This window comes from Brevundimonas sp. (assembly GCF_036405315.1).
Classification (GTDB): Bacteria; Pseudomonadota; Alphaproteobacteria; order Caulobacterales; family Caulobacteraceae; genus Brevundimonas.
This window is the reverse complement of the sequence record NZ_DASWXW010000171.1, coordinates 1-4,571: the sequence shown is the minus strand read 5'-3', so window position 1 is coordinate 4,571 and position 4,571 is coordinate 1. Positions and strand designations below refer to the sequence as shown.

Here is a 4,571-nt window from a genome sequence, read left to right as displayed (position 1 = left end):
GGACAGGTCACCAGCGACAGCTTCAGATGCCCCTGCCAGGTGGGTCGCGCAGCCATGGTTCGTCTCTCCCGTAACGGCGGAAGAACGCGGAGGTGGGCGAGTCGATCCGAGTCCGCTCCTCCCCACCTTGTGGGGAGGTGGATCGTCGCGCAGCGGCGAGACGGAGGGGGCGTCGCGACAGCAGAAACCTGCGCCGCCCCCTCCACCGCTACGCGGTCCCCCTCCCCACTGCGTGGGGAGGAGAGCCGGGCTCAATCCACCTTGACGATGTTGTCCTCGGAGTTGCGGTCGATCCATTTGTTGTAGGGATCGACGCCGGCGAAGGCGGGCTTTTTCGTCGTGACGAAGCGGAAGGTCTGGGTTCCGCTGCGCAGGGGACGGCGGTCCAGGGCCACGACGGCGGCGCGGTCGAAGGCGCGCTTGCCCGGTTCGGCGGTGAACAGGCCGACGTCGAAGGTCTCGGCCAGCGGGGCCTTGGTCTCGACGCCCTGGCCGTCGGCGTACAGTTTGCGCGCCTCGACCGTGACGGCGACGTCCCAGCGGCCGTCGGCGCGCTTGGTCGCCGTCGCCGATTTGGTCTTCACGTCATACAGGGTGATCTTTTCGAACAGATCGGTGATCAGGGCCTGTTTGTCGGCCGGCGCCTCGGCGCGCAGGGCCGCGACCAGGTCCAGCGAGCGCGGATAGGGCGCCGACTTGAAGGCGTACTGCTGGAGCACCCGGCGCAGGGCGCGATTGACCGCTTCCTCGCCGATCTGATCGCGCAGCAGGTACATGACCAGGCCGCCCTTCTGATAGTGGATATAGCCCTGGTTCTCGACCCGCTGGAGCGGCAGCTCCTCGATCATCTCGCCACCGCGCGAGCGCAGATAGTTGTTCAGTTCATACTGTAGGAAGCGACGGATCTGATCGGGGCCATAGGTCTTTTCCATCACCATCAGGGCCGAGTATTGCGCCAGGGTTTCGGACAGGACGGTGGAGCCCTGCATGTCCGCCCCGACGACCTGGTGGGCCCACCACTGGTGCCCCACTTCGTGCGCGGTGATGTAGGTGACGTAGTCGATCTTTTCCGGGTTCGAGAAGTCGGCGATGAAGCCGATCCCTTCCGAATAGGGCATGGTGTTGGCGAACGCCTGGGCGAAGCTGGCGTAGGCCGGGAACTCGATGATCCGCGCCTGGCGGAACTGATAGGGGCTGAAGGCGGCCTGATAATAGTCCAACGACGCTCGCATCGCCTGAATCATGCGCGGCGCGTTCCGGGCGTGGGCCGGGTCGTGATAGACGGCCAGCTGGACGCCGTTGTGGGTCTCTTCCAGCACCTCGTAACGGGCGGACTGCACCGAGAAGAAGTGCAGGATCGGCGCCTCGGTGACGAAGCGGGCGGTGCGGCGATCGCCCTGGGTCTGGTCCGACACCTTGTAGCCGGGCGCGATCGGCGTCTGGTCCGCGTCGGTGGTGACGGTGATGTCGGCGTTGACCCAGTCGGCGCCGACATAGTTTCTGGCCTGGGCCGAGGTATCCTCCAGCTTGGCCATGCGCAGTTCGGCCGGCAGGCCGTGCTTGCGGCGCTTGGTTCGGTCCTGCAGCAGGCCGTCGCGGCTCATGCCGATGCTGGGCGCGAACTCGCCGTTGTTGAGGAAGGTGCCGTTGTCGACCAGCCGGGTGGTGTTGCCGCTGTTCTTGAAGCCACGCTGGGTCAGCACCGTCTCGAAGGCGATGGTGCGACGCTCGCCCGGCAGCAGGGGCCGGTCGAAGCGATAGATGCGATAGTTGAAGCGCGGCCATTCGCGGGCGATGCGGGCGCCCGGGACGTCCAGCCGCGTCATATCCAGATCGTCGTTCCAGCGCAGGTGGATTTCGGTCTGCGGCTGGGTGGTCTTGTTCTCGACGACATAGGCGCCCTTGGTCACCAGGCGCGGATCGTGCGGGTGAATATCCAGGTCCAGCGTGACCGAGACGATCGCCGGCTGAGGCGTGTCCTCATAGCGCAGCAGGGTCTTTTCCAGATCGGCCTGCAACAGCTCGATATCGTCGCGGCTGCGATACTCGTTCCAGACGTTGGTGTTCAGATAGACATAGGCGCCCAGGCCGATGAAGGCCGCCAGGGCGACGCCGCCGATCAGGCCCGCCGGTCCCTTCAGACGCAGGGGCGCGCGCATCAGCCGGGGCTTGAGCCGGGTCTCGGTCCCGCGCCGCCACAGGGCGAAGGCGCCGACCAGCAGCAGCACCGCAAAGGCGGTCCAGTAGGCGCTGAGCCACGCCTCGAACGTGGCGAAATCGCCCGTGCCGTTCATGTCCGACAGCGGCACCGCCGGCGTCGCGCCATAGCGGTACATCAGGTGGTCAAAGCCCAGATTGGTCAGCACGATGGTGCCGATCAGATAGACCACCATGATCGCCCAACCGACGAATTTGTTCGGCGACAGCGACTGAACCACGATGGCCAAGACGGCCAGCAGGCTGAAGCTGACCGCCTGCGGCCAGACGTACCAGGCCAGGTAATGGCCCAGCTCGTAGTCGGTATAGCCCTTGAAGGTCTGGACGATGACGCCCGCGACCACGGCCGCCAGCAGGGTCGAGGTCAGGACCGCGATCAGGGCCAGGGTCTTGGGGACCAGGAAGGTCCAGTCCGGCGTCGGCGAGGCGTCGATGATCTCATGCATCTTGCGGTCGCGGTCACGCCAGACCAGCTCGCCCGCATAGTAGATGGCGATGATGATGACGACGAGGGCGAACGAGCCGCTCAGCGTGTCGATGACCACGCGCGTCACCAGCAGGATCGGCGCCCCGTACATTTCACCGCTGAAGGCCAGGGCGGCAATGGAGAAGGCGAAGCCCAGCAGCAAAAGCACCGCATAGGCCGGGCTCTTGAACACCAGGGCCATCTCGAACCCCGTGCGCTTCATCAACTGGGCCCAGCCCGAGCGAAGGCCATAGCTGGGGGCCGGCAGGGGGCCGGACGGCGCGGGGGCGGCGGTCGCCGCCTCCTTGTCCGCCAGGGCGCGCAGGCGGTCGGCCTTCTTCAGCTTCGCACCGCGGGCGGCGGGGCGGTACAGCACATAGGCGGCGGCCAGGAACAGGACCGCGACGCCGGTCCAGATCACCCGGTTCCACAGCAGCACGCCTTCCAGCGGGGCGACCAGGGTGTTGCGCTCGGCCGCCGTCCAGTAGCGGCTGACCAGCTCATAGGCGCCGATGCCGAACGGCTCGGCCCAGGCCATCATGGTCTCCAGCTCCGGCTTGGGGCCGAAGATGCTGGTGGTCACCAGATACAGGATGAAGACCGCGACCACGCCGACATAGGTCGCCATCATCGACCGCGTCACCGTCGCCAGGGCGAAGAAGATGGCCGAGGTCAGGAACAGCCCCGGCAGGCCCATCACCAGATAGGCATAGGCGTAGTCGCCGGGCCGGAAGGCGCCCAGGGTTTCGGGGTCCACCCACGGCATCAGCGTGCCCAGCAGGATGCCCAGGCTGATGCTGAGGAAGCTGAGGGCCACCGCGGCGAAGGCGCCGAAGAAGCGGCCGTACAGATAGGCGCCCTTGCTGATCCGGGTGGTCTGGATCATGGGGCCGAAGCCGGTCGTGGCGTCGCGCGCCACGACGTTGGCCACGATGGCCGTGGTCGCCAGCATAAAGAAGATGTTGAAGACGGCGTGCGCCTGAACCAGCGCAAAAGGCGCGTTCTTGTGCACATTGCCGCCCGTGCCCAGGGACACATTCTCGCTGGCCACCAGGCCGAAGCCCAGCAGGGCGAACAGGCAGAAGATCACCCAGAAGGCGGGCTGGCGCAGTTGATAGCGGAGCTCGAAGGCCGCGATTTTTCCAAACATGATGCGGACCTCAGGCGGCGACGCGGCGCGAGGCGCTGAGGGTCGAGAAATAGACGTCTTCCAACCCGCCCGAGACGGGCTCGAACCCGTCGCCCGGGCGCTTGTCGGCCAGGACGTGGATCACGGTGCGGCCCGCGAACAGGCGGGTGGAGATGACCTCGTGACGGGCGCGGTGATCGTCCAGCGCTTCCTTGTCGATGGTCTTCTTCCAGACGCGGCCGTCCAGGCGCTGCATCAGGTCGGCGGGCGCGCCTTCCAGCTGGATCTTGCCGCCGGCCAGGACCGCCATGCGCGGGCACAGGTCGGCCACGTCCTCGACGATGTGGGTGGACAGGATGACCACCACATTCTCGCCGATCTCGGCCAGCAGGTTCAGGAAGCGGTTGCGCTCTTCCGGGTCGAGGCCGGCGGTCGGCTCGTCGACGATGATCAGGCGGGGATTGCCGATCAGGGCCTGGGCGATGCCGAAACGCTGGCGCATGCCGCCCGAGAAGCCGGCCAGGGCCTTCTTGCGGACGCTCCACAGATTGACCTGGTTCAGCAGGCTTTCGACCGTGTCCTTGCGCTCCTTGCCCGAGGCGACGCCCTTCAGCACCGCCATATGGTCCAGCATGTCGTAGGCCGAGACGCGCGGATAGACGCCGAAGTCCTGGGGCAGATAGCCCAGGGTGCGCCGTAGCTGTTCGGGATCCTTGATCACGTCGATGTCGCCGAAGCGGATCGAGCCCGACGTGGGCG

The 4,571-nt window shown here is 66.5% G+C and carries 2 protein-coding genes; both read right to left on the bottom strand.

Annotation, left to right across the window (positions count from 1 at the left end; translation table 11 throughout):
• Positions 1-251: 251 nt before the first annotated feature.
• Complete coding sequence (locus VGE49_RS10725) at positions 252-3,833, bottom strand: ABC transporter permease/M1 family aminopeptidase (protein WP_331034546.1); 3,582 nt, start codon at positions 3,831-3,833, stop codon at positions 252-254.
• 10 nt (positions 3,834-3,843) lie between these two features.
• A partial coding sequence (locus VGE49_RS10720) for an ATP-binding cassette domain-containing protein (RefSeq protein ID WP_331034545.1) occupies positions 3,844-4,571 on the bottom strand: 728 nt, incomplete at its 5' end.